19 protein-coding genes are annotated in these 25,761 nt (G+C 56.7%); 13 read left to right on the forward strand and 6 right to left on the reverse strand.

Features of this window, described 5'->3' with window-relative positions; all coding sequences use genetic code 11:
* Window positions 1-18 precede the first annotated feature (18 nt).
* The 6 genes from J3D54_RS05005 to J3D54_RS05030 form a co-directional block, all read right to left on the reverse strand.
* Complete coding sequence (locus tag J3D54_RS05005) at window positions 19-816, reverse strand: DUF4123 domain-containing protein (RefSeq protein ID WP_253416939.1); 798 nt, start codon at window positions 814-816, stop codon at window positions 19-21.
* Complete coding sequence (locus tag J3D54_RS05010) at window positions 813-2,135, reverse strand: contractile injection system protein, VgrG/Pvc8 family (RefSeq protein WP_253416940.1); 1,323 nt, start codon at window positions 2,133-2,135, stop codon at window positions 813-815. The genes J3D54_RS05005 and J3D54_RS05010 overlap by 4 nt, the downstream gene beginning before the upstream one ends.
* 233 nt (window positions 2,136-2,368) lie before the next feature.
* On the reverse strand, window positions 2,369-4,282 hold the full coding sequence (gene speA, locus J3D54_RS05015; RefSeq protein WP_253416941.1) for an arginine decarboxylase: 1,914 nt from the start codon (window positions 4,280-4,282) through the stop codon (window positions 2,369-2,371).
* A 220-nt stretch (window positions 4,283-4,502) separates the two neighbouring features.
* Complete coding sequence (locus J3D54_RS05020; protein ID WP_007914613.1) at window positions 4,503-4,874, reverse strand: translation initiation factor Sui1; 372 nt, start codon at window positions 4,872-4,874, stop codon at window positions 4,503-4,505.
* 175 nt (window positions 4,875-5,049) lie between these two features.
* Window positions 5,050-5,607, reverse strand: coding sequence for an NUDIX hydrolase (locus J3D54_RS05025; protein WP_253416942.1), 558 nt, complete (start codon window positions 5,605-5,607; stop codon window positions 5,050-5,052).
* Between the two features lie 3 nt (window positions 5,608-5,610).
* The gene (locus J3D54_RS05030) at window positions 5,611-6,678 is read right to left on the reverse strand and encodes a DUF2333 family protein (protein ID WP_253416943.1); all 1,068 of its coding nucleotides are present in this window, start codon (window positions 6,676-6,678) and stop codon (window positions 5,611-5,613) included.
* 288 nt (window positions 6,679-6,966) lie between these two features.
* Between J3D54_RS05030 and gcbA the strand changes: the two genes are divergently transcribed.
* From gcbA to J3D54_RS05095, 13 genes are all read left to right on the forward strand, one after another.
* Window positions 6,967-8,637: a diguanylate cyclase GcbA gene (gene gcbA, locus J3D54_RS05035; protein ID WP_253416944.1), complete on the forward strand. Its 1,671-nt coding sequence runs from the start codon at window positions 6,967-6,969 to the stop codon at window positions 8,635-8,637.
* 51 nt (window positions 8,638-8,688) lie between these two features.
* Entirely contained in the window at window positions 8,689-10,635 is a 1,947-nt protein-coding gene (locus tag J3D54_RS05040; RefSeq protein ID WP_253416945.1) for a methyl-accepting chemotaxis protein, read from the forward strand.
* Window positions 10,636-10,831: 196 nt separating this feature from the next.
* Window positions 10,832-11,170 carry a polymorphic toxin type 44 domain-containing protein gene (locus J3D54_RS05045; RefSeq protein WP_086944042.1) on the forward strand — a complete coding sequence of 113 codons (339 nt, stop codon included), beginning with the start codon at window positions 10,832-10,834 and terminating at the stop codon, window positions 11,168-11,170.
* Window positions 11,148-11,612 (forward strand): hypothetical protein, encoded by a 465-nt coding sequence (locus tag J3D54_RS05050; RefSeq protein ID WP_086944043.1) that lies wholly within the window; start codon window positions 11,148-11,150, stop codon window positions 11,610-11,612. The genes J3D54_RS05045 and J3D54_RS05050 overlap by 23 nt, the downstream gene beginning before the upstream one ends.
* A 200-nt stretch (window positions 11,613-11,812) precedes the next feature.
* On the forward strand, window positions 11,813-13,576 hold the full coding sequence (locus J3D54_RS05055) for a protein-disulfide reductase DsbD (protein ID WP_253416946.1): 1,764 nt from the start codon (window positions 11,813-11,815) through the stop codon (window positions 13,574-13,576).
* 132 nt (window positions 13,577-13,708) lie between these two features.
* Window positions 13,709-14,161: a type II 3-dehydroquinate dehydratase gene (aroQ, locus tag J3D54_RS05060; RefSeq protein WP_007937215.1), complete on the forward strand. Its 453-nt coding sequence runs from the start codon at window positions 13,709-13,711 to the stop codon at window positions 14,159-14,161.
* A gap of 48 nt (window positions 14,162-14,209) precedes the next feature.
* Window positions 14,210-14,665, forward strand: coding sequence for an acetyl-CoA carboxylase biotin carboxyl carrier protein (gene accB, locus J3D54_RS05065; RefSeq protein WP_253416947.1), 456 nt, complete (start codon window positions 14,210-14,212; stop codon window positions 14,663-14,665).
* 17 nt (window positions 14,666-14,682) lie between these two features.
* Window positions 14,683-16,041: an acetyl-CoA carboxylase biotin carboxylase subunit gene (gene accC, locus J3D54_RS05070; RefSeq protein WP_018928422.1), complete on the forward strand. Its 1,359-nt coding sequence runs from the start codon at window positions 14,683-14,685 to the stop codon at window positions 16,039-16,041.
* Window positions 16,042-16,271: 230 nt separating this feature from the next.
* Window positions 16,272-18,902 (forward strand): class I SAM-dependent DNA methyltransferase, encoded by a 2,631-nt coding sequence (locus J3D54_RS05075; RefSeq protein WP_253416948.1) that lies wholly within the window; start codon window positions 16,272-16,274, stop codon window positions 18,900-18,902.
* Window positions 18,895-20,142 (forward strand): restriction endonuclease subunit S, encoded by a 1,248-nt coding sequence (locus J3D54_RS05080; protein ID WP_253416949.1) that lies wholly within the window; start codon window positions 18,895-18,897, stop codon window positions 20,140-20,142. The genes J3D54_RS05075 and J3D54_RS05080 overlap by 8 nt, the downstream gene beginning before the upstream one ends.
* Complete coding sequence (locus J3D54_RS05085) at window positions 20,135-21,694, forward strand: Fic family protein (RefSeq protein ID WP_253416950.1); 1,560 nt, start codon at window positions 20,135-20,137, stop codon at window positions 21,692-21,694. The genes J3D54_RS05080 and J3D54_RS05085 overlap by 8 nt, the downstream gene beginning before the upstream one ends.
* Complete coding sequence (locus J3D54_RS05090) at window positions 21,691-24,954, forward strand: type I restriction endonuclease subunit R (RefSeq protein WP_253416951.1); 3,264 nt, start codon at window positions 21,691-21,693, stop codon at window positions 24,952-24,954. The genes J3D54_RS05085 and J3D54_RS05090 overlap by 4 nt, the downstream gene beginning before the upstream one ends.
* Complete coding sequence (locus tag J3D54_RS05095; RefSeq protein WP_253416952.1) at window positions 24,955-25,662, forward strand: M48 family metallopeptidase; 708 nt, start codon at window positions 24,955-24,957, stop codon at window positions 25,660-25,662.
* Window positions 25,663-25,761 lie beyond the last annotated feature (99 nt).

Raw genomic sequence — 25,761 nt, forward strand, 5'->3', positions numbered from 1 at the left:
CCCCCTCAACTCGTTCGTTCAGGGTTGATCGTTCTGCCACAGGTTGCGCAGGCTATCGAGGCGCTCCTGCTGGGTGATTCCCGGCAATGGCTGCCCCGGCACGGCGTCGGGGTGCTGCAAGCGCAGCCATAACCAGCCATCGAGCACCGGGCGTTCGCTGAAACCCAGTTCCAGCCCTTCCTGCAGGTGAGCCCACAAGCTGTTGTAATCGGTCCCGGTGGACCGGCTCCAGCGCCAGGCGTGCTGTTCCAGCAGGCAGGTTTGCAAGGCGTCTCGCTGACGCGGGCTGAGGTTTTCTTCGATGACCAGCGGCCTGACGGCAAGCCGCGGATTGAACAACTGCTGCCAGCCCTGACAGCCAATGGCCCGGTCGGCCCAGGTACCGCCGAACCAGCGCAACTGATTGATCGGACCGAGCCAGCAACTCAGCTCCCGGGCATCGCAGGCATCGAAAAAATAACTCGCCGTTTGAGGGTTGTAGTAACTCAACAAGGCCCGGTGATGCAGGCTGAAGGTGACGGTGAGCATGCGGCGCAAATGCTCCAGCAACTGCGATGAAGAGGCGTCACTGACCAGCAGCAACCCGCTCCAGGTGTGCGGCTCACTTGAGTACCGCTCGGCGAGTGTCGGGCATTCGCGAAGGTCGACCAACACCGGCCCGCGCTCACGCAACGGATGAAACTCGGTGCCTTCGAACAGCCAGAACCATCGGGCATGAGCAAACTGTTGCCGCAGCATCGCACCGGCCTGAGGTACGCCCGGTACATCGAGCAACAGCCACTGCGGGGTCGAGTCGGGCGCCTGAACGGCAATCATGCCGCACCGCTCTGGCCAAGCTGCATCGCTGCCCGGCAAGTACATAAGGATTGCGCGCAATGACTGAAACTGCCCCCGCCAGGCAACAGGCACAGGAGCACCAAGGGTTCGCTGGATTGCAGCAAACCCAATAAACCATCAACTGCGCGGCCGGCTTCAGTGGTCGAGGCGGATAGCAGGTCGGTCATGGCTGACTCTGCGCTGGACAGTGGTCCGGGAAGAAATCCGCTGATCAAGGGTTGGTCGGGATCACCTTCGACAAAGCTCACCAGCACTTGCGCGCCCTCACTCAAAGGTATGACACCTGCACCTTCCAGCTCGCCAGACAACGGCAACCAACAGTGGCTGGGGGCTGCGCCTTCGCCCTGATAAATCCAGTCAAACTGCACGGCAACCGGTCGGGAGGGATCGGGGCGAGACTCACCGACGTCGACTACCCATCCCCGTTGCAGGCTGTACATCCTGGGTTTCACGACCGGTTGAGTCGCGATGAACGGCGCCTCCTGCGTAACGACGCGCAGCTGGTTGCGATACAAAAAACCTGGCTGCTGTCCTCCCTGATGCTCGATATGGGTCAATAGCCAGAGACGATTCCAGTCCGCACACGGATGGCCGGACAGCGGCATCAGTTGACCGCTACGCAGCGTTGGCAGGTTCGTCTGCCCCTCGGCAATCTGCCCGCAGCCATGAAGCGTGAACTGATGCACTCCCGGTCGTTCGCTCTCATCCTTGAAACCCCTCTCTTCGCCACGGTAAAACTGCCCCAGACCGTCGCCCAAGACCAGACAATGCCCGCGCGCGCGGTGCTCAAAGTAGTAATGAAGCCGCTCCTGGGCGCATAGACGCTGGAGAAACTGCAGGTCCGATTCCCGATACTGCGTGCAGAAATCACGGAGCGGGTAATCGCCGCTCAGGTCGAAACGACGATCCTTGCCGGCAATCCCATGCTCCTTGAGCACCTGAGCAAGAATCTCCGGCACCGAGCGATCGCTGAAAATTCGCTGATTGAAGCGCTGGGCCAGGCAAGCAAGCCTGGGGCCCAGACGTACACGACAAAGCCTGGGTTCATCGCCATGGCCGGGTTGGACGAGGCCAAGCAACTGTCCGTGAATACCCTCCCCTTGCGGCCCGAAGTGCAAAAAGGCCGAGCGGTACAGCAGGCTTGCAAGGTCCAGCGTCGGGTCATCGTTCAGCAGATCCACGTCGAACGCAAAAGGCTCGCTGATGGCTTCACTACCGGTAAAGGCCAAGACCTCAAAGGGGTCGGGAAGACCCGCTATATCCAGACGAAATGACGGCTCGTTGACTGAATCGAACATCGGCGATTCTCTACAGGAGGGGCGGCCGGGGATTCTCGCTGAGAGACATGGCCGAGTAGAGTGCCGAAGTACAACTTAGGAAATGACCTACGTGAAAAGAAGACCACATCGCTTGGATTGCTAGGAATGTGGGTCATTTCGCGTGAAAAAAGAGAAGCTCCGCACCAGGTCATCTGAAATTTCCGCAACGTACGGAGAATTTTCAGACAACCCGAGGGGCGCGGCGCCTTACCTCAAGAAGACAGGTAAGACGAACGGGTCAGGCCCAGACGCAAGGCATCGAGGAACTGGGTGCGCTCGCTGGCGCTGATGCGGGCACTGGCGCACTTGTCGCGGTAGTGGGTCATCAGCTCTTCCGGCGACAAGTGCACGTAACGCAGCATGTCTTCGATGGTGTCGTGGGTTTCGATACCGGCGTGGTACACGCTGCCGTCGGCATTCTGATAGATGTTCACCGAGTCGGTGTCACCGAACAGGTTGTGCATGTCGCCCAGAATTTCCTGGTAGGCACCCACCAGGAAAATGCCCAGCAGATAGTCTTCACCTTCGTTCAAACCGTGTACCGGCAGGCTGGTCTCGATGCTTTGCTCGTCGACGTACTGCTTGATCTTGCCATCGGAGTCGCAGGTCAAGTCTTGCAGCACCGCACGGCGCAGTGGCTCTTCGTCGAGACGGTGCAGCGGCAGGATCGGCAGGACCTGGCCGATGGCCCAGGTGTCTGGCAGGCTCTGGAATACCGAGAAGTTGCAGATGTACTTGTCGGCCAGTTTGTCGTTGAGCTCATCGAGCACCTGACGGTGCGAACGCTGACGGGCCTTCAACGAGTTGTGCAGGCGACGGCACACGGCGAAATAGCATTGCTCGGCCAGGGCTTTTTCGGCCAGGGTCAATTTGCCATCGGCGTACTGGGTTGCGATGTCGCTCATGTAGTGCGTGGCGCGCCAGTAGGTTTCAGTGACCATTTCGATGTCGGTCGGGCCCAGCAGGTCAACCAGCCATTGCACGGTTTCCGGCAGCTCTTCCTTGTTGTCGATCTGCGGCACGTCATCGTTGTGTTTCTCGACGTCGGTCACCTGAACCACCAGCATCGCGTGGTGAGCGGTCAGGGAGCGGCCGCTTTCAGAGAAGATATTCGGGTGCGGCAGGCTCTGCGCGTCGCAGAATTCCTTGAGCATCCCGACCACGACACCGGCGTAATCGTCCATGTCGTAGTTGATCGAACTGGCGTTACGCGAGTGAGTACCGTCGTAGTCCACGCCCAAACCGCCGCCGACGTCGATGTGATCGACCGGCAGGCCAAGATTGCGCAGTTCGCCGTAGTAACGAATCGCTTCCTTGAAGCCGTGCTGGTAGTCCGCCAGGTTGGCGATCTGCGACCCCATGTGGAAGTGCAGCAGGCGGATGCCCTGGTCCAGGCCAGCAGCACGGAAACGCTCGACCACCGACAGCAGTTGCGCCGCCGACAGGCCGAACTTGGATTTTTCGCCACCGGTGTCAGCCCACTTGCTCGACGCCAGGGACGACAGACGCACGCGCAGGCCGACCTGTGGCTTGACCTTGAGCGACGCCGCTTCTTCGATCACCAGACCGACTTCGGATTCTTTCTCGATCACGATGAACACGTTGTGGCCCAGCTTCTGGCCCATCAGCGCCAGACGGATGAACTCGCGGTCCTTGTAACCGTTGCAGACAATGGTGCCGCCCTTCGGCGCCAGTGCCAGTACCGCCAGCAGCTCAGGCTTGGAGCCGGCTTCAAGGCCGATCGATACGTTCTGGGTGGCGATGATGTTTTCGATCACCGCTTCCTGCTGGTTAACCTTGATCGGGTACAGCGCGGTGTACTTGCTCTGGTATTCCAGGCGCTCGATGTTGGCATCGAACGCACCGGTCAGCTGACGCACGCGGTCTTGCAGGATGTCTGGGAAACGCACCAGCAGCGGCAAGGACAAACCGCTTTTGCGCAGTTGGTCGACTTGCTCGAACAGGTCGATAGGCGAACTGGTCGGGCCGTTCGGACGAACTTCGACGCGACCGGCGTCATTGATCGCGAAATACCCGGCCCCCCAATGGCGAATCCCGTAAACACTGCGGCTGTCCGCAACTGTCCATTGGCTGCCATCATCTTTGCGTGTGCGTCTTACGGACATCGAAGTCCCCTATAAAGAAGTCATAGAGCGTCGCCTTGAGTTCAGGCCGGCGCAGTCTAAAGAATGAAAATGACGGTTCGTCAACGAGGGGGTAGACCTCGCTGACCGCAGTGAGTTTAGAAACCGGTCATGAACAGGCTCTGTGAAAACCATGGAGACGACGCCAGACCAAAATGAAGTCAGGACTGGATCAAGCCGCGGGTGGTTTTCACAGAGGCTGCTAGCCGCCGGACTTCTTCGCTTTGAAACCGTGTTTGATCAGCTCAGCCAAGAGTAGCTCGACATGATCGCCCTGGATTTCGATGATCCCGTCTTTCAACGCCCCACCGGTCCCGCAACGTTTCTTCAACGTGGTGGCCAGTTCCTTGAGCGCGTCTTCGGCCAACGGCACGCCGGTGATGGTCGTCACCGTCTTGCCGCCACGACCCTTGCTTTCGCGACGCACGCGAGCGATGCCGTCGCCGGCCGGGATAACGGTTTGTTTGCAGATGCAGGCGTCCACCGGTTTACTGCATTCCGGGCAATGACGACCTGCGTCGGTGGAAAATACCAGGCCACCTAGGGCGGCGAAGGATGCGGCTTTTTTGGCCACCGGCAATCCTCTTGGGAGGACAAAGACTGATCGCAACCTTGGGCAAGGTTATCGACCGCGAAGCCCCACTCAGGCAGGGGCAGCGCTACTGAGCCGGGCACTGCCGGTTCAGCTTGAAAAGGTCGCGCAGTGTAACGGCAAAAAGCCGACTTGCTAAGAGCCAATCGGCGCCAATTTACAGCTCTTTTGCGACGTCATCCCCTTGGGCGCGAAGATAGCGCTTCAGGGCTGCCAAAGAGTCCGGGCAGTACGGCTTTTGCTGGATATCCAGCAGGACCTGATCAATCGGGATAAAGCGCGCCTCCAGCACCTCTTCGGGCTGCAGGATCAATGGGCCGTCCCACACCGCCGAAAACGCCGAACACCAGAGCCGGTTGCCGGTGTCCTCGAAGAAAAAGTGATCATGAGCAGTCAGTTCCACACCGCTCACCCCCAACTCTTCTTCCAGCTCACGGGCCGCCGATTCGGCATAGGTCTCGGTGGCCAACACCATGCCGCCGGCCGCCACGTCCCAGTAACCGGGGTATATCGCTTTGCTCAGGGTGCGCCGATGTACGCACAACTCGCCGGCAGAATTGAACAGCATGATGTAGGTGCCGCGCCCGATCAGCCCGCGCTCGCGCAGGTCGGAGCGGACCCGAGCGCCGAGCAGGTTATCCTGCTCGTCGACCCAGGCGATCTGTTCGGCATCGGAGGCCGCGCGGTGGGCGGCCTCTTTAGCGCTATCTACCATGACTCAGCCCTGATTGAGCAGTTGACGCAAGTCGATCACCGCGGCGTTGGCCCGGGAGATGTAATTGGCCATGACCAGCGAGTGGTTGGCCAGCACACCGAAGCCGCTACCGTTGAGGATCATCGGGCTCCAGACCGGCTCTTGCGAGGCCTCCAGCTCACGGATGATCTGGCGCACGCTGACCGTGGCGTTTTTCTTCGCCAACACATCGGCGAAGTCGACTTCGATGGCGCGCAGCAGATGGGACAGTGCCCAAGCCTGACCGCGGGCTTCGTAGAACACGTTATCGATCTGCATCCACGGGGTTTCAACCACTTCTTCGTCAACCTGCGGCACCTGACCGAGCGCCGTGACTTCGGTTTTCAGCGCAGTGTTGAGCTTGACCCGGCCAACGCTGGCCGACAGCCGTTGCGACAGGGAGCCCAGACGGGTCCCCACATCACCCAGCCAGTTGTTCAGGTTGTCGGCGCGGGCATAGAACAGCGCGCTTTTCTGGTCAGGACCCGACAGACGTGCCTGATAACGGCTCAGGGAATTGATGCCTTCCTGATACTCGGACTCACTGGATGGCAGCACCCAGCTCTTGTTGTCGAAGTTGAAGCGCGGCTCGGCCTTGGCCAGGTCGGCGTCTTCAGCGGACTGCGATTGGGAACGGGCAAAGTCTTTACGCAGCGCACGGCTCAGATCGCGGACCTGGACCAGCACGCCATATTCCCAGCTCGGCATGTTGTCCATCCATAAGCCCGGCGGGAAACGGTCGTTGGAAATATAGCCACCCGGTTTAGTCAGCAAGGTACCGGCGACGGTCTTGAGGGTTTCCACCGTGGTGTACCCGACCACCATCTGCTTGCCTTCTTTCTCGGCCGCCATCTGGGCATTCTGCTGAACCGGGAACAACGCGGGTTCCTGGCTCCAGTACCAGCCCAGCGCGATAGCCACCAACAAGTAAAGGCAAATCAGAGTGGCCAGCGCCCGACTGAACAACAGGCCACCAAAATAACTACGGGTGGCCGATTTCGGTTCAGCGGCACGCTCAGGCGCACTGCCTGTGCGGTTCTTCCAGTCCAGCATGGCGATATCCTTTCAATCACTTGAGTTCATCGGTTCGACTACAACCCTACGCCATCGTGCCTTTATTTGCCGCGCATTAAATCCTGCGGGACACAGCGAGCCATACAATGACTGCAATCGAAGCCATCACTATAAATGAAGCACAGCGTTGAGCCTATGCGACCAGTCGGTCGGAAACTGAATGATGTCGCTTTGCAGATTATTGACGTACTACACTCATGCAATCGAAAAGAGGTGCTAGCATAGAGCCACCAGTCGACCTCAGCATGCACCCTAACTAGTCAGGATATGACCGAGCCAGAAGACCCCAGCCGTGAGCGCCTCAAGCACCACTTTGCCCAGCGGGTAATTCATCAGGCACGTCAGATTCTTGAGATATGGCAACGCCTGCAGCGCAATGAATGGTCCACCACCGACTTGTCGGAGCTGAGCGAGGCCAATCTGCGCCTGCTGCGCTTTGCCGAACGTTTCGAACAACCGGAACACACCCTGCTGGCCCGTCATATCGGCCAGTCGCTGGAGGCCGTCGACGCCAATCGCGGACGCCTGAGCAGCGGATTGATCACTGACCTCAACCGCTTGATGCAGCGCTTGTCCCGCACCGGCCTACGCCATGGTGATCAGCTCGAGCACACGTTCCTGCCGCCGCTGCGCAAACCGATCTACGTGATGCTGCAGGATCACGACCGGGCCGAACGGCTGGCCAAGCAACTCGAATTCTTCGGGCTCAGTGCTCAAGCCCTCGACAGTGTCGCCGCGTTCCGCGCTTCGATGATCGAGCGGTTACCGGCGGCGATTGTCATGGACGTCGACTTCAGCGGTGCCGGCATTGGCCTGAAACTGGCGGCCGAAGCCCAGCAAGGCCTGGAGCAGCCCTTGCCGCTGTTGTTTTTCAGCCTGCACGAAACCGACACCCCGACCCGCCTCGCCGCCGTGCGCGCCGGTGGCCAGGAGTTTCTCACCGGCACCCTCGAAGCCTCGAGCCTGCTGGAAAAGATCGAAGTGCTGACCTGCGTCGCCCAGTACGAACCTTATAAAGTGCTGATCATCGACGACTCCCGCGCGCAGGCCTTGCACACCGAGCGCCTGCTCAACAGCGCCGGGATCGTCACACGGACCTTGATCGAACCGATCCAGGCCATGGCCGAACTGGCGGATTTCCAGCCTGACCTGATCATCCTCGACATGTACATGCCGGCCTGCACCGGTACGGAACTGGCCAAGGTGATCCGCCATAACGACCGCTATGTCAGCGTGCCGATCATTTATCTGTCGGCCGAAGACGATCTGGACAAGCAGCTCGACGCCATGAGTGAGGGCGGCGACGACTTCCTGACCAAGCCGATCAAGCCGCGACACCTGATCACCACCGTGCGCAACCGTGCGGCGCGGGCGCGCAATCTGAAAGCGCGGATGGTGCGCGACAGCCTGACCGGTTTGTACAACCACACCCACATTCTGCAATTGCTCGAAGACTGTTCATTCCGCGCCCGTCGCGAAAACAAGCCGCTGAGCTTTGCGATGCTCGACATCGACCACTTCAAACGGGTCAACGACAGCCACGGTCACCCCATGGGCGACCGGGTGATCAAGAGCCTGGCGCTGTTCCTCAAGCAACGGTTGCGCAAGACCGACTTCATCGGCCGTTACGGCGGTGAAGAGTTCGCCATCGTCATGCCGGACACCGATATTGAATCGGCCTACAAGGTGCTCGACGAAATCCGTCAACGCTTTGCTGAAATCCACTACCCCGCTCAACCCCAAGACCTCTGGTGCACCTTCAGTGCCGGCGTCGTCGAACTACACGAAAACTCCGACAGCCTGATGATGGCCACACAGGCAGACGAGGCGCTGTACCGCGCCAAAGACGGCGGACGCAACCGCGTGCAAGCCGCGCGGGAGTCAAAGCAAAGTGCCACTTTTTCATCGGAATCGACCGATTCGGTCATAACCCTGTAACGGAAACGCAATAACTTCAGGCACTTACCATTCTGCCGTTGGTAGTCCGCAATGCGCCTGAAGCTGTTGACCAATCTCAATACCCTCCTTCTGGTCGCCGTCTGCGTGGCCCTCGGCGCTACCCTCTGGTGGTCGCAAAAAGCCCTGGAACGCCCCTACCTGTTGGTGGAGCGTTACCTGGGCCTGTCTCAGCAGTTTCATAATGAAGTGGCGCGCAACGTCGAGGATTACCTGGCCAGCGGCGATGCCCTGCGCCTGAGCAGCGCCAGCCAGGCCATCGACGGCCTGCAAAAGGAGCTCGGCGAATTGCCGCCGCCCCTGGCCGACACCTTGCGCCCCAGCCTGTCGAACCTGGAGGAGTTCAGCAAGACGGACCTGCTGGCCGCCGGCAAACTCGCGGGCGATCCACAAGCACTGCTGCTGCAAGCTGAACGCGAGCTCGGCGCCAGCCTCGATCAGCTCAGTCAGTACGCCAGCGGCAACGCGGCGTACCTGACGCCTTTGCTCGCGGCCTCCCTGCATCTGGGCAAGCTGTCTCTGGCCCGGGATAAACTGGTCAGCAGCGGGCGCAGCGAACTGGCCGCCGATGTCGAGCGCGAAGTCGCTAACATCCGCGTTCAAGCTGAACAATTGAACACCTTGCCGCTGCTGGGGGTGACTGCCAGCAGCGAATCGAACACCGATGACTTCTCCGCCATGATGGGCCTGGAGAACACCGAGAAAGCCGTCGCCGAAGACGCCGGCGTCAGCCTCAAGCGTGAACTCAACAGCCTGCTCACCCGCTACCCGACTGAACTGGCACGCACGCGCGAACAGATCCAGAAACGCGCCGACCTCAGCACCGCGACTCACTTGAAAATCACCGCCGTGCAGCAGGCCATCGCCGGGCTGGAACCGGTAGTGCGCGCCCAGCACGGGCAAATCCAGGGCGAAGTGCGGCTGATGCAGGGCGTGATGATCGGGCTGATTCTGCTGATCGCCTTGCTCATCGATACCTTGCAGCGACGCCTGGCCCGAACCCTGACCAATCTGGCACCAGCCCTTTCGATCTGGGCCGAGGGCGACTTCAGTCGCGACATTCAACTGGGTGCGACCAACCGCGAACTGCATGACATTCAAGCTTCGCTCAATCGCTTGCGCGCCTATCTGGTCGAGCTGGTGGGGACCATTCGCCTCAATGCCGAGCAAGTCGCCGGCAGCAGCCGGACGCTCGCCGAATTGAGCAACGACCTGCACAGCGGTGCCGAGCATCAGGCCGGCGACACCGCGTTGATCCGCGACTCTCTCGGCGAACTCGAGGCGACGATTCAACAAGTCGCCGGTGACGCCAGCCAGGCCGCGGACGCCAGTCGTCATGCAGGGCTTGCAGTGGAACACGGTCAGAAAGTCATCGGCCTGAGCCTCACGGGTCTGCATGCGCTGGTGGGTGAAGTGCAAGGCAACGCACAGATGATCGAACATCTGGCCGAAGAGTCGGCGACCATCGGCGGCGTGCTGACGGTGATTCGCTCGATTGCCGACCAGACCAACCTGCTGGCCCTGAACGCCGCCATCGAAGCGGCCCGCGCCGGGGAGATGGGCCGGGGATTTGCAGTGGTGGCCGAAGAGGTTCGCTCACTGGCACAACGCACCGCCGGTGCCACGGCCGAGATTCAGACGCTGATCGCCGGCCTGCAAACCGCCGCGCGGCAGTCGGTCGAAGGCATGCGCGCCCAGGTCGAACACGCCGAAGCCACGGCCAATCAGGCCCAGGCGGCCGACGGTGCACTGGATAAAATCGTCGGGGCGATCCAGACCATTGCCGACACCGCCGTGCGCATCGCCGATGTCACCGCCCAGCAGAGCGGCGCTGTCAGCGAAATCCGCGATCACAGTGAACGGATTCATCAATTGGGTGGGGATAACTTGCTGAGGATTGGTGAAGGGCGCAGCCAAGGCGAACATTTACTGACATTGGGTGGGCAGTTGCATACAGCGGTGCAGGCATTTCGGGTTTAAGGGCTCGGGTCTGAACGCTACCAACGAGCAAGATTATCGACACCTGAGTTCTTGTATGAAAACTCCTGTTTATCTATACGGTGCTTTTTAGTCATCGTTTTGATGCTAGAGTTTAGCGCTTCAATCAATCGAGCGTGCACAGGAGTGCCCCGTGATAGTTCCAACGTCGCCCCCAGGCGTATCTGTGGAGGAAAACATGGCCATTGCCTTCCACAAGAAAAAAGTTTTGAAAGAGGGATCCGCATTCATTTACTCCTGGTTCTATAGCCAAGTCAGAAATCGCGGCCCTTGGGACTACAAAAAGCTATCCCCTGACTATGAAGCCTTTGGCAATTTCAATTACGGCGCGACCGGGATTGCTGCGGGGTTTTCCGAGAATGTTCTGTTACGTGCCGCCGGCCTTGCCCAGACACAGGCAAAAACGACAAAAGTAGAATTTGGAAGCTGGTGGAGCGAGGCTCCTTTTGGCGATGATCCTGCGGATCAGGAATGGATCAAGAAGGGAGTCAGGTATGCCCGTTTCAGGAACTACTAAAAACACTGCATACACAATCGTCGCCTCCTCCCTGCTAGCTGTATGCTTGGCTTACATCGGCTGGACATGGCTCATGTCTTCCGGCAACCCAGTGCTGACCGATGTAGTACTTAAACTACCCCTTGGCGAAAACGGCTTCATCTACGGCGTCAAAGATGATCGAGGCGGAGCAACAGTACCGTTCAGCTATCGATACTATGTCTATCGCGAACTGACATCCAACGAGCAAATAGCGTCTGAACTCAAGACCGCTGGTCCGTTTTTAGTCACCCGAGATCCAGCCATAAAGGTCGATATCCAAGGTTCAACTATCAATGTATCGACCAACCAGGAAGTCTATGAGTATCACAGCAGCACGCTGTTTCGACATACCAACAGTAACCACTACACCCCTGTAACAATCAACTTGTGTAAACACTCCAGCGATCAACCAACAAAGTAAGCCCGAAGCCTGACTGAAACACCTCCCTGCAGGAGCTGCCGAAGGCTGCGATCATTTGATGTTGATCCTGGCGGCGGATCGAGCGTTGAAGATCAAAGTCAAAATATCGCAGCCTTTGGCAGCGCCTACGGGAGATCGGCGTAGTCGCATACATTGCACACTCAGCTATCATGCCCGCACCTCCAATACGCGAGATTGTCATGCGCCGTTTGCTCTGCCTGCTGTTTTTAGTGCTCGCCCTGCCGGCCTCCGCCGCCGGATTGCTGGACAGTCGCCCCAGTTCCACGCTGGGTTCGATCAACAACAGTGCCGACTTCCTGCCGGTGCGCGAAGCCTTTCAGTTGAGCCTGGTAGACAGCACACCGCAATCGGTCAAGCTGCGCTTCGTCGCCACGGAGGGTTACTACCTCTACCGCCATCGCTTCCAGTTTCGCGCCGACCCGGCCGACGTTGGTCTCGGCGCGGCTCAATTGCCCAAGGGCGAACAAAAGCATGATGAATACTTCGGCGATGTCGAGGTTTACCACGGCATTCTCGATGTAGAACTGCCACGCACCGACTCCCGCGCCTTTACGCTGGCCGTGACCTATCAAGGCTGCGCCGACAAAGGCCTGTGCTACCCGCCCGAGACCGAGCGCCTGAGCATTGATGGCAGCGGCAGCGCTATTTCGGGTAACACCCCCACCAAGGCTAACTGGAGCTGGAGCGAACTGGCATTGTTTTTTCTCGCTGGCGTGGGCCTGACCTTCACCCCATGTGTATGGCCCATGCTGCCGATTCTGTCCGGTGTGGTGCTGCGCGATCAGGTGGGTGGATTGCGTGGTTTCAAACTGTCCCTGGCGTATGTTCTGCCAATGGCGGCGTGCTTCGCCTCGCTCGGTGCGCTAATGGGTCTATTTGGCGCCCAGCTCAATCTTCAGGCCCGACTGCAATCGGCCTGGGTATTGGTGCCGTTCGCAATGTTTTTCGCCCTTTTCGCCCTGGCCATGTTCGGCGTCTTCGAGCTGAAACTGCCCTACGCCATCAGCAGCCGCCTGAACCGAATTGCCGGCCGCACTCAAGGTGGCTCGTTGTGGGGAGCCGCGGTGCTGGGCGTGGTCTCGAGCTTGCTGGTCTCTCCGTGCGTTACCGCGCCACTGGTCGGTGCCTTGCTCTATATCAGCGCCAGCGGCGATGCAGTAGGGGGTGCGCTGAAACTGCTCATGATCGGCCTTGGCATGGGGCTGCCGCTGATACTGGTGGCTACCGGCGGGGCGGCATGGCTTCCCAAAAGCGGTCCCTGGCTGCTCTTGGTCAAAAACATCATTGGCATCATGTTGCTGAGCGTCGCCCTCGGCCTGCTGAGTCGTGTGCTGCCAGGCCCGGTAACGCTGCTACTGATCGGACTGTTATGGGGCGGCGTAGGCTTGTTTCTCGGGGCACTGGAGTTTGTTTACAAACCACCCAGAAAGCGCCTGGCACAATTGCTCGGGCTGTTCTTGCTGTTTTACGCATTGGCCTGTTGGTACGGAGCGTTGAGCGGTCATAGCAATCCACTTAACCCCATTGGCCAGCCGCGCATCGTCGCCAGCAACGAGCAGCAACCGCAAATCGCCAGCACGTGGCAAACCATCACCACGCCAGCCGAACTGGATCGCGCCCTCGCCGAAGCCAAATCCTCCGGCACGCCACTGCTGCTCGACTGGTACGCCGACTGGTGCATCAGTTGCAAAGTCATCGAACACGAAGTGCTCAACGATGCCAACGTCGTCGAACGTCTCAAAGGCTATCGACTGATCCGTTTCGACATCACCGCCAGCAACAGCGAACAGCGCGCCCTGCTCGACCGCTACAAGTTGTTCGGCCCTCCGTCGCTGATGTTTTTCGGCAAGGACGGCGTCGAACGCACCGATGTGCGAGTGATCGGCGAGATAAACGCCACCAACTTCGCCAAACGCGTTGCGAAAGCAAATGACCGGATTTAATCACCCGGTCACATATTTCGCGCAAACATCGGCCATCGTGCTGGCTATTGCACAGAACTGGACAGTCACAAAGGCTTTGCGGCATAGTCGCCGGGTTCTGACGATTGCACACAGATAACAAAGGAGCAGCAGATGGCGACCCTATTGGTTTTGCACGGCCCTAACCTGAACCTGCTCGGCACCCGGGAACCGGGCGTCTACGGTGCAACCACCCTGGCGCAAATCAACCAGGATCTGGAACAGCGCGCGCGCAATGCCGGCCACCATTTGCTTTACCTGCAAAGCAACGCCGAGTACGAATTGATCGACCGCATCCACGCTGCTCGCGGCGAAGGTGTGGACTTCATTCTGATCAATCCAGCAGCTTTTACGCATACAAGTGTCGCATTACGTGACGCGCTGCTGGCAGTGAGCATCCCATTCATCGAAGTGCATTTGTCTAACGTGCACAAACGCGAACCTTTCCGCCATCACTCTTACTTCTCCGATGTAGCGGTGGGAGTGATCTGCGGCCTTGGCGCCAGCGGTTATCGACTGGCCCTGGAGGCCGCACTAGAGCAGCTTGAAAGACAGGCAACGGCTTGAACCACAAGCGTTAAACGCCCCTGACCGACCCTTGGGAGTTGATGATTCATGGATATCCGTAAAGTTAAGAAACTGATCGAATTGCTGGAAGAGTCCGGCATCGACGAGCTTGAGATCAAGGAAGGCGAAGAGTCCGTACGCATCAGCCGTCACAGCAAGACGCCGGCTCAGCAGTACTACGCACCGGCTCCGATGCATGCACCGGCACCGGCGCCAGTTGCTGCCGCCGCTCCGGTTGCTGCCGCTGCTCCAGCGGCTCCAACGCTGAACGGCAATGTTGCCCGCTCGCCGATGGTCGGCACGTTCTATCGCAAATCTTCGCCAAGCTCGCCATCCTTCGTTGAAGTCGGCCAGACCGTGAAGAAAGGCGACACTCTGTGCATCGTCGAAGCCATGAAGATGATGAACCACATCGAGGCTGACCACAGCGGTGTGATCGAATCCATCCTCGTCGAAGACGGCCAGCCGGTTGAGTTCGACCAACCGCTGTTCACCATCGTTTGAATCGCGGAGAGCCTTTGATGACTGCGAAGTTGGAAAAAGTTCTGATCGCCAACCGCGGTGAGATCGCCCTGCGGATTCTGCGTGCCTGCAAGGAAATGGGCATCAAGACCGTCGCCGTTTACTCCAAGGCCGACAAAGAGCTGATGCACCTGGGCCTGGCAGACGAATCCGTCTGCATCGGTCCGGCCTCCGCGGCTCACTCCTACCTGCACATTCCGGCCATTATCGCCGCCGCTGAAGTGACTGGCGCCACCGCCATTCACCCAGGCTACGGTTTCCTTGCGGAAAATGCCGACTTTGCCGAACAGGTCGAGAACTCCGGTTTCGCGTTCATTGGCCCGAAAGCCGATACCATCCGCCTGATGGGCGACAAGGTATCGGCCAAGCACGCCATGATCGCCGCTGGCGTTCCAACCGTTCCAGGCTCCGACGGCCCACTGCCTGAAGACGAAGAAACCGCTCTGCGCATTGGTCGCGAAGTCGGTTACCCGGTGATCATCAAAGCCGCTGGCGGCGGCGGTGGTCGTGGCATGCGGGTGGTGCACAAAGAAGAAGACCTGATCTCCTCGGCGAAACTGACCCGCTCCGAAGCGGGCGCAGCGTTCGGCAACCCGATGGTCTATCTGGAAAAATTCCTGACCAACCCACGTCACGTGGAAGTTCAGGTGCTTTCCGACGGCCAAGGCCACGCCATCCATCTGGGTGACCGCGACTGCTCGCTGCAACGTCGTCACCAGAAGGTTCTCGAAGAAGCACCGGCACCGGGCATCGACGAGAACGCACGCGAGGAAGTCCTCGCCCGCTGCGTCAAGGCGTGCATCGATATCGGCTACCGTGGCGCCGGCACTTTCGAGTTCCTGTACGAGAACGGCCGCTTCTACTTCATCGAGATGAACACTCGTGTCCAGGTAGAGCACCCGGTATCGGAAATGGTCACCGGCATCGACATCGTCAAGGAGATGCTCAGCATCGCCGCCGGCAACAAGCTGTCGTTCACCCAGGATGACGTGGTCATCCGCGGTCACGCGCTGGAATGCCGGATCAACGCCGAAGACCCGAAAACGTTCATGCCGAGCCCAGGCACGGTCAAGCATTTCCACGCCCCAGGCGGCAACGGCGTTCGCGTCGATTCGCACCTGTACAGTGGCTATGCCGTTCCGCCGAACTACGACTCGTTGATCGGCAAGCTGATCACCTACGGCGCAACCCGTGACGAAGCCATGGCGCGCATGCGCAATGCGCTGGACGAGATCGTTGTCGACGGGATCAAGACCAACATCCCGCTGCACCGTGATCTGACCCGCGATGAAGGCTTCTGCAAAGGGGGAGTGAACATTCACTACCTCGAGCACAAGCTGGCTGGCGAGAAGCACTAAGCTTCAGCCGGAACATGACAAGGCCGCTTTCGAGCGGCTTTGTTGTTTCTGAAGATTGACGCAACATGACCATCCGACACGCTACACCCCATCCGGTAAAGACTCCCCCTCGCTCGCTGACTATAATCGCCCGCACAAACGAGATATGCGGGTTTCTGCCTATAGTCTGACAGTCCTCCAAGACAGTCTGCTCTGAAGAAGGCATCATCCCCCCTCTAATCATCGCGCCCTTGAGCACACTTGCTCGGACGTGCATTCTTTTGTGTTTTGCAGGGCCTGAATGGCTCTCGACACCCGGTAGTGACCAGGAACTGAAATTTATGGCAAGCGCCAAACTGACTCTTGCACGGCTTGAAACCCTGCTGCTCGCCGCCTGCGACGACCTTCGTGGCAACATGGATGCCAGTGAGTACAAGGAATACATCTTCGGCATGCTGTTTCTGAAGCGCGCCAGTGATCTGTTCGATCAACGCTGGGAAGAAATAGAGAAAGAAGGCAAGGTTGCAGGCCTGAGCGAAGAGGACATTAAGGCGAATCTAGAGGATCCAGACCAATACTCAGGAAAATACTTTTTCGTGCCAGAGCCGGCCCGCTGGAACAAACCATGGGTCGACGACAAATGGAACCTGCGCCCGGCCTTGAAACACATCAAGGAAAACGTCGGAACCACACTCAACAAGGCGCTTTCGGCCTTGGAAGAATCAAACTCTGAAGCGCTGCAGGACGTGCTCAAACACATCAGCTTCAACAAAAAAATTGGCCAGCATTCTCTGGATGACGACACTTTGGTCAATTTCATCCAGAACTTCGACAAAATCCCGTTGCGCGATAAGGACTTCGAGTTCCCGGATCTGCTGGGCACCGCCTACGAGTGGTTGATCAAGCACTTCGCCGACTCCGCAGGAAAAAAAGCGGGTGAATTCTACACCCCGGCTGAGGTGGTGCGCATCTGTGTCGAGATCTGCGACCCGAAGGAAGGCATGAGCATCTATGATCCGACGGTTGGGTCGGGCGGCATGCTGATCCAAGCCCATGACTATCTTCGCGAGCACGGCGCCAAAGCATCCGAACTGGAGCTTTATGGCCAGGAAAAGATGGGCACCACTTGGTCTATCTGCAAAATGAACATGCTGCTGCATGGCATTCCCCATGCAGTGATTCGGAACGAAGACACCCTGCGTGAGCCGCAGCATGTGGCTGTCGATGGCCAGCTGCAACGCTTCGACCGAGTATTGGCGAACCCTCCCTTCAGCCAAAATTACATCAAGAAGGACATCAAGCATCCTGGCCGTTTCCCAGTGTGGATGCCCGAAAAGGGCAAAAAGGCTGACTTGATGTTCGTGCAACACATGCTGTCAGTGCTTAAAAATGACGGTCGTATGGCGACAGTGATGCCTCATGGCGTGCTGTTCCGTGGCGGCGAAGAGCGCGAGGCCCGCAAGTACTTCATCGAAAAAGGTTATTTGGAGGCCGTGATCGGTCTGCCGAGCAATCTGTTTTACGGTACCGGTATCCCGGCATGCATTCTGGTGCTCAACAAGGACGGGGCCACCACCCGCGACCATGTGTTATTCATCAACGCTGACCGTGAGTATCGGGAAGGCAAGGCACAGAATCATCTGCGCCCTGAAGACATTGACAAGATCGTGCACGCCTACCGGGCGGGGCAGAACATTCCAGCCTACGCGCGACTCGTCCCGATCAACGAAATTGCTGACGAAGACTTCAACTGCAACATCCGCCGTTATGTAGACAACGCCCCACCACCGGAACCGCACGATGTCCGCGCGCACCTGCACGGTGGAGTGCCTGTCAGCGAGATCGATGCGCTGGAACACTTCTGGCAAAACTATCCACAACTGCGTGAAAGCTGCTTTGTGCCTCGCCCGGCCGCGGCTAACGGCGTGCCATATGCCGACTTCTCATCCGCACTGCAAGACAAGCGCGCGATTGCCGAGTACATAAACACCCACCCCGGCGTCACTGAACGCCAGGCACAATTCATGGCGCAACTGCAAGGCTGGTGGCAACAACACCTGCCTATCATCGAAGCACTCGCACCAGATGCTACTAACCAGCAGGCTCGTGCAAACAATGTCTACCAAATGCGCGCCACACTGCTGAACAGTATCGAACGAACTTTTGCGCAGCAGGACTTGCTCAATAGCTTTCAAGTACGTGGCGCCTTCGCCAATTACTACAAATCACTCGCCTCCGACTTCAAATCTATCGCCGCCAGCGGTTGGGGCGCGGAGCTGATTCCGGACGAAGAGATTTTGCAAAGCCAGTTCCCTGAAGTACTGGCCGAACTGGAGCAACAACACAGCCGCTTGGCTGAGTTGCAGGCGCTGTTCGCCGCAGCAGGGGAAGAAGACTTTGAAGACACCGATGACAGCGGTGTTCTGCCGGCTGATGAGGTAAAAACCCTCAAGTCCAGCCTGAAAGAAGCCCGCGGTCTCACGAAACTGGCCAAGCGCGATACCAGTTTTGGGGACTGGAAGAGCCACCAACGTGAAGTTGAGCGTATCGAAGCGCAGCTGGCCCGGCACAAGGCACTGGAAGACGAAGCTAAGAACCTCAAGGTGCTGATCAGATCGACCGAGAAAAACCGCGATGCTTTGGTGGAAAAAGCCCGCGAGAACATCAACAATGATGAAGCTAGTGTGGTAATTGTCGAGCGCTTGGGCAAGGTGCTGTTTGATAGTTACCGTCAATATTTGCGGGCTGATCAGCGAGCATGTATCGCGGTGATCGAAAACCTTTGGGGCAAGTATGCGGTAACGGCCAAACAAATCGAGGCCGAGCGCTATGAAGCGGCGCAAGCTCTGCAAGCTTTTTTGGTGGAGCTGGGGTATGAGTAGGTTCAAGGAAGTAGCAATTGGCGAACATATAAAGCTTACCAGTGGCTTTCCATTTCCATCGTCAAAATTCTCTAGCGAAGGCTTCCCGCTCATTCGAATTCGCGACATTCTAACCTCGCAAACTGAAACTTATTTTCAGGGTTCTTTTCTACCCAGCTACATAATCAAGAAAAACAACATCCTTATTGGCATGGATGGAGATTTCCATGTCGCCCGATGGAATGGCCGTGACGCGCTACTGAATCAACGAGTACTTAAAGTTGACGTACATAGCGAGTCCACCATTGTTCTTGATTACTTATTTCACTGGCTAGGACCATTTGTTAAGAAAATCAACGAAACAACGGCCGCAACCACGGTAAAACACCTTTCAACAAAAGATATCATTAAAGCAAAGGCAAACTTCCCCGATGTAAAAATCCAACAAAAAATCGCCACTATCCTTACCGCTATCGACACTACAATTCAAAAGACGGAAGTTTTAATTGCCAAATTCCATCAACTCAAAGCTGGCTTGATGCATGACCTGTTCACCCGAGGTGTGCTGCCCAACGGCCAACTGCGCCCAACACGCGAGCAAGCGCCGGAGCTCTATCAGAAAATAGAGGGTGAGTGGATCCCGAGAGATTGGCAATACGATCTACTTGATCGGCTTGCTTCGAGAGGAAGTGGCCACACCCCCAATAAAAACCATCCCGAATACTGGAATGGTGGAGTCAAGTGGGTCTCACTGGCAGACTCCCACAAGCTGGATCAGCTTTACATCGCTGACACCGAACTAAAAATTAGCCATAAAGGCATTCAGAACTCCTCTGCTGTTCTGCATCCTGCGGGAGTTGTCGTCCTTTCTCGAGATGCTGGTGTCGGGAAGAGTGCTATCACCACTGAGCCAATGGCAGTCAGCCAGCACTTTATGTGCTGGAAGTGCGACAAAAAAATGAATAATCACTTTCTGTATTACTGGCTCCAATTCCAGAAACGCGCATTCGAAAATATTGCAATGGGCAGTACCATCCTGACTATCGGGCTACCGTACTTCAAGCGTTTGAAAATTGCTTGCCCGATCGATATTGGTGAACAAGTTGCGATTGCTGAAAGGCTGAAATCCGTAGACTCGCAACTGTTCTCTTTACAGAATGATCTGTTTAAAAAGAAACAACAAAAGCTCGGCCTAATGCAAGACCTCCTGACCGGCAAAGTCCAAGTCAAAGTCGACGAACCAGAGCCTGCCCATGCCTGAAAAACTGCCCATCAACCTCAACGACCTCCTGCGCCAGCGGACTGTCGAGGGCGAGCGAATCGAATATAAAACGGGTTGGAATCCCGACCCAATCATTCGCACGCTCTGCGCCTTCGCCAACGATTTTGAAAACCTAGGCGGCGGTTATGTGGTGATTGGGCAGGATTGTGATACCAACGGTCAGCCGATATTTCCTCCTGTGGGCCTTGCCGACAACATTCTGGACAAAATCCAGCTTGAATTGCTGGCTGCCTGCCAGTCGATTCAACCGGCCTACTTCCCCGTGTTAAGTGTCGAAGAAGTCGAAGGCCGCAAGCTGATCGTATTGTGGGCACCAGGCGGGCAAAACCGCCCCTACAAAGCGCCGGCGGCAATCACTGCGAAACACCGCAGCCTGCACTACTACATTCGCCGCTATAGCAGCACGGTGGAAGCAAAAGGCGAAACCGAACAGGAGCTTTTAAGTCTTGCTGCCAAGGTGCCTTTTGATGACCGCTTCCATCTGGGTGCTCGCGTCGAAAATCTGTCCAAACCTTTGATGCAAAGCTTTCTCGAGGAAGTCGGCAGCGCACTCGCTGATGACGCAGACAATTTATCTATCGAAGACCTGGGCCGACAAATGAATGTTGTGGGAGGCCCGCCCGAATCGCCATGGCCCAAAAATGTAGGCTTGATGTTCTTCAGCCCTGCCCCCAAGCAGTTCTTCCCTGGTACACAGATTGATGTGGTGTGGTTTCCTGAAGGTGCCGGCGGCGACCGATTTGACGAGAAGATTTTCTCGGGGCCACTAGCAACCATGACTCGTGAAGCGTTGGCCTATATCCAGCGCAATTACCTACACGAAACAGTGATCAAACACCCGGATCGCGCTGAGGCTACTCGGGTCTGGAACTTCCCTTTCGCCGCGATTGAAGAGGCGTTGGTCAACGCCGTGTATCACCGCTCCTATGAGGTGCGCGAACCGATCGAGGTTCGTATCAGCCAGGAAGAGTTAGTGATTTTGAGTTTTCCAGGGCCAGACCGCTCGATTCGAATGGAAGACCTGCGCAAAGGCCGTGCTGTGAGCCGTCGCTACCGCAACCGGCGCATTGGCGAGTTTCTGAAAGAACTGGATCTGACCGAAGGCCGTTCAACAGGAATTCCCAAGATCCTCAAGGTCATGGCCGCCAATGGTTCACCAGCCCCACTGTTCGAAACTGACGATGACCGGACCTCTTACGTCGTACGGCTACCCGCACACCCACAGTCGCAAAACAGCGAAACAACGGAAGTCACCATGGAAGTCACCATGGAAGTCACCATGGAAGTCGCCACGGAAGTCGCGGCCTTGCTCAGCGTCGTAGATAACGACATGAGCCGGCAAGAGCTCCAAACGGCGATGGGTTTAAAGAACGCTGAGCACTTTCGCAAGGCATACATTCTTCCGGCCATCGCCGCCGGGGTACTTGAAATGACCCTACCCGAGCAACCCAAGAGCCGACTGCAACGCTATCGCTTGACGAGCAAAGGCGAGAAATGGCTGAAAAACAGTAACGCAAGGAATGCAAATTGAGTGAGTACAGCGAAGTCGAACGCCCCTTCCTGCAGCAACTCGCCGCACAAGGCTGGACGATCATCGATCAGGGTTCAGGCGTCCCGCAGGATGCGCAGATCAGCTTGCGCAACAACTTTCGCGAATGGCTACTTCCCGACGTCTTCGACCATACCGTGCGAAAAAACAACTGCGCGGAAGATGGGCAGCCATGGCTGACGGATCGGCAGTTGGAAGATCTACGTAGCCAGATCCTTAGCCAACCCAATCGCACGCTGCTGGAAGCCAACGAAACCATCCAGGCTTTGCTGTTCAAGGCACAGGTTGATGTTAATGAATTGACCGGCGAACTCGACCCGGTCGTGCGTTTGATTGACTTCAAATCACCAGAGAACAATCAGTTCCATGCCATTAACCAGTTTCGCGTAGATACTCCCGGTTGCGTCAGAGACTTCATCATTCCGGACATCGTACTGTTTGTGAATGGCATCCCGATTGGCGTCGTCGAGTGCAAAAAAGCTTCACAGACTTGCGCCAACCCGATGCAGGAAGCCTATGTGCAACTGCAGCGCTATATGCGCAAGCGCATGGATAAAGACAGCGTTGGGCTGAAAGAAGGTGAGCCTCGCCTGTTTCACTGCAACCTACTACTAATCCGCAGCAGCGGTCTGGAAGCCGACTACGGCACCATTTCCTCAGAGGCCGAACACTTTCATACTTGGAAGACGCTCTACCCACAGGATGATCGCGCTCTAAAAGGAATGAATCCGCAACAGCAGTTGATTGCCGGCATGCTCGGCCGAGCCAATATTTTGCAGATACTTCGTACCAGTTCGGTGTTCATGGACACCAGCGGTGGACACCGCGTGAAAGTGGTGTGCCGATATCAGCAATTTCGCGCAGCCAACAAAGTCCTCGAACGATTACGCCATGGAAAGACTGCGATCGAACGTAGCGGTGTCGTGTGGCACACCCAAGGTTCAGGCAAGTCGCTAACCATGGTATTTCTGGCGCGAATGCTACGCGCTAACGTTGACCTCTCAGACTACAAAATCGTATTGGTCAATGATCGGCAAGACCTTGAAGAGCAGTTAGGCAAAACAGCCACACTGATCGGAGGTCGCGTAAACGTAATCGAGAGTCGGCAGGACCTGCGCCAGCACCTGGGCACCGACAGCTCAGACATCAACATGGTGATGGTGCACAAGTTTCAGGAGCAGAAACAGACACTCAGCAATACCGTGGCCGAGGCGTTGGGAACTTACCAAGCCATGCCTTCGGGTAAGTTGTTTGGGGTTGTGAACTCCTCAGAGCGCATCATCCTGATGATCGATGAGGCACATCGCACTCAAGGCTCAGATCTGGGCGACAACCTGTTCGGAGCCTTCCCACACGCAACCCGTGTAGCATTCACGGGCACACCGCTGCTGACCGAACGGCACGGAGAAAAGAAAACCCACAAGCGCTTTGGTGAATACATCGACACCTATCGGCTGATGGATGCAGTCAACGACGGCGCCACCCTACAGATACTCTATGAGGGTAAGACAGCCGACAGTGCACTGAATGAGAAACACGCATTTGATCAGGCCTTCGAGGACCTGTTCCGTGACCGTAGTGAAGAAGAACTGCAAGCGATCAAGAAAAAGTACGGCGCCACCGGTGACATTCTGGAGGCTGAAAATCGCATCAATGCAATTTCTCGCGATCTGGTAAATCACTACATCGAGAACATCTTGCCCAATGGGTTCAAAGCTCAGGTGGTGTGCCACTCCAAACTGGCCTGTGTGCGTTACCAAAAAGGGATTGAGTCGGCGCTTGCCGAGTGCATTGAACAAGAGCAAATCAAAGCTGAGCCCGACAATGACTTGATCAAGCGGCTGCGGTTTCTGAAGACTGCAGTGGTGATCTCTTCAGACGGTACCAATGAGGCGGCCTATATCACGCAAGCTCGTAAACAAGGCGCGAGGATGAAAGCGGTCGAAAATTTCTGCCTCGGGTTCAACTTCGACGATCCGGAAAAGGCAAACACCGGCATCGCGTTCCTGATTGTCTGCGACATGTTGCTGACAGGTTTCGATGCGCCGATTGAACAAGTGATGTACATCGACAAGAGATTGCGCGAGCACACGCTGCTACAGGCAATTGCGCGTACCAATCGAGTAAAAAAAGGCAAGCAACGTGGCTATATCGTCGACTACATCGGCCTCGCCAACCATCTGACTGACGCGCTTTCGCTTTACGCTGCAAATGATGAAATACAAGAGCTGCATGACGGAATGCAAAACATTACGTCTGAGCTGCCTGTACTGGAGGAGCGGTATCAACGCCTGCTACAGCATTTCGTGGCTTTGGGGGTGAAAAACATCAAGGCTTTCGTGACCGGCACGCTGCCTAATCTGAATGCAGACGCTGCCGTGGTGCATGAGGCTGTAAAAGCATTGAAGGATGAGAAACAACGCGCGGACTTCGAGGTTTATCTCAAGAAATTCCTGATGAGCATGGACATCATCCTGCCTCACGCCTCAGCACAGCCTTATCGTATCCCTGCAAAACGCTTTGGTTACATTCTGCAAATCACCAAGGAGCGCTACAAAGACACCAGCCTTGACTTAGGTGATGCGGGTGCCAAGGTAAAAGAGCTGATCAACGAGCACCTGATTAGCCTGGGCATCAATCCCAAGATTGAGCCAGTAGAGCTTTTATCCGAGGATTTTCTGGAGAAACTGGCAGCGCACGCAGGCAATAACAACGAGGCAAAAGCCAGTGAAATGGAACATGCCATCCGTAAGCATTGCACCGTCCATCACGACGAGGACCCCGCCTTCTACAAGAGCCTGTCAGAAAAAGTCGATGCACTGATCGAGCAACATGAAGACGAGTGGGATCTGTTGGTCAAAAAACTCACGGAACTCAGAAGCGCAGCCATCGTTGGTCGAGAAAAAGGCGAAGAGGGCATGAGCAAAGAAGTCACCACTTTCTATGAGCACATCGTTCAAATCGGTTTCAACGGCGGAACAGTTGCCGAGGCTGACAAACCTAAATTCAAGGCATTGATGGGAACGACCGTAGGCATCCTTCAGGAAACCATCGCCAGCATCGATTTTTGGCAAAACCCGGACAAGCAAAAGCGCGTTCGCGGCCTGATCAAGACTGAAATAACTAAAGCCGGAATCGAAGAACTCAAACTGAATCGCGAACGCGTGGCGATTGAAATCATGAAGCTGGCAAAAAATCGCCATAACGCATTGATCCGGTCAATACCTACTGCAGAGGTGTAAATGCAATTCCGTCAGGTTCAAGACATCGAGTATCAGTTGCTACCCGGCTCGGAACGCCGAACGACCGATATCGTGATTGAGCGCGATGGCTTGATCACGGTACGCCCGCCCAAGGAGATGTCTGCCGAGCAGGTGGATGAGACTGTTTTCAGCAAGCGGATGTGGATATATCGCAACCTGGCACAATGGCGCGACCTCAATGCAACCCGTGTATCGCGTGAATGGGTAAGCGGAGAGTCGTTTCTTTACCTCGGCTCCAGCTATCGCCTGCAATTGGTTCAGGAACAAGATGAGCCACTTAAACTGAAAGACGGTAGGTTTTGTCTGTTGCGCACCATAGTAGATACCGGTGGAGATGAAGCAGCGCAAAGAATTTTCGAGGCGTTCTATAAGGAAAAAGGTCTCGCAAGAATCAGCAAGCGAGTAGCGTACTTCGCCAATAAAGTGGGGGTAAAACCTAGCGACGTCCATATTAAGGAGCTCGGCTATCGCTGGGCATCATGCCTGAAAAACGGCACGCTCCATTTTCACTGGAAATGCCTCATGGCTCCGTTGACGATCATCGACTACATAGTGGTTCACGAGCTGTGTCACTTACATCATCGAGATCACTCAGACGCGTTCTGGAATGAGGTCGACAAGGTGTTGCCGGATTACCGGGATAGAAAGGAATGGTTGCGAATGCGAGGAGCAGAGCTGGACCTGTAGCCCCTGCGCTTATACCCGCTCCCACAAAACCTCCGCGCTCGCGTAAACTTGCGCGCTTCTCGCAGCCCGCTAGGCTGCAATCTATATTTTTCAAAGGTG

The organism is Pseudomonas sp. GGS8 (genome assembly GCF_024168645.1).
Classification (GTDB): domain Bacteria; phylum Pseudomonadota; class Gammaproteobacteria; order Pseudomonadales; family Pseudomonadaceae; genus Aquipseudomonas.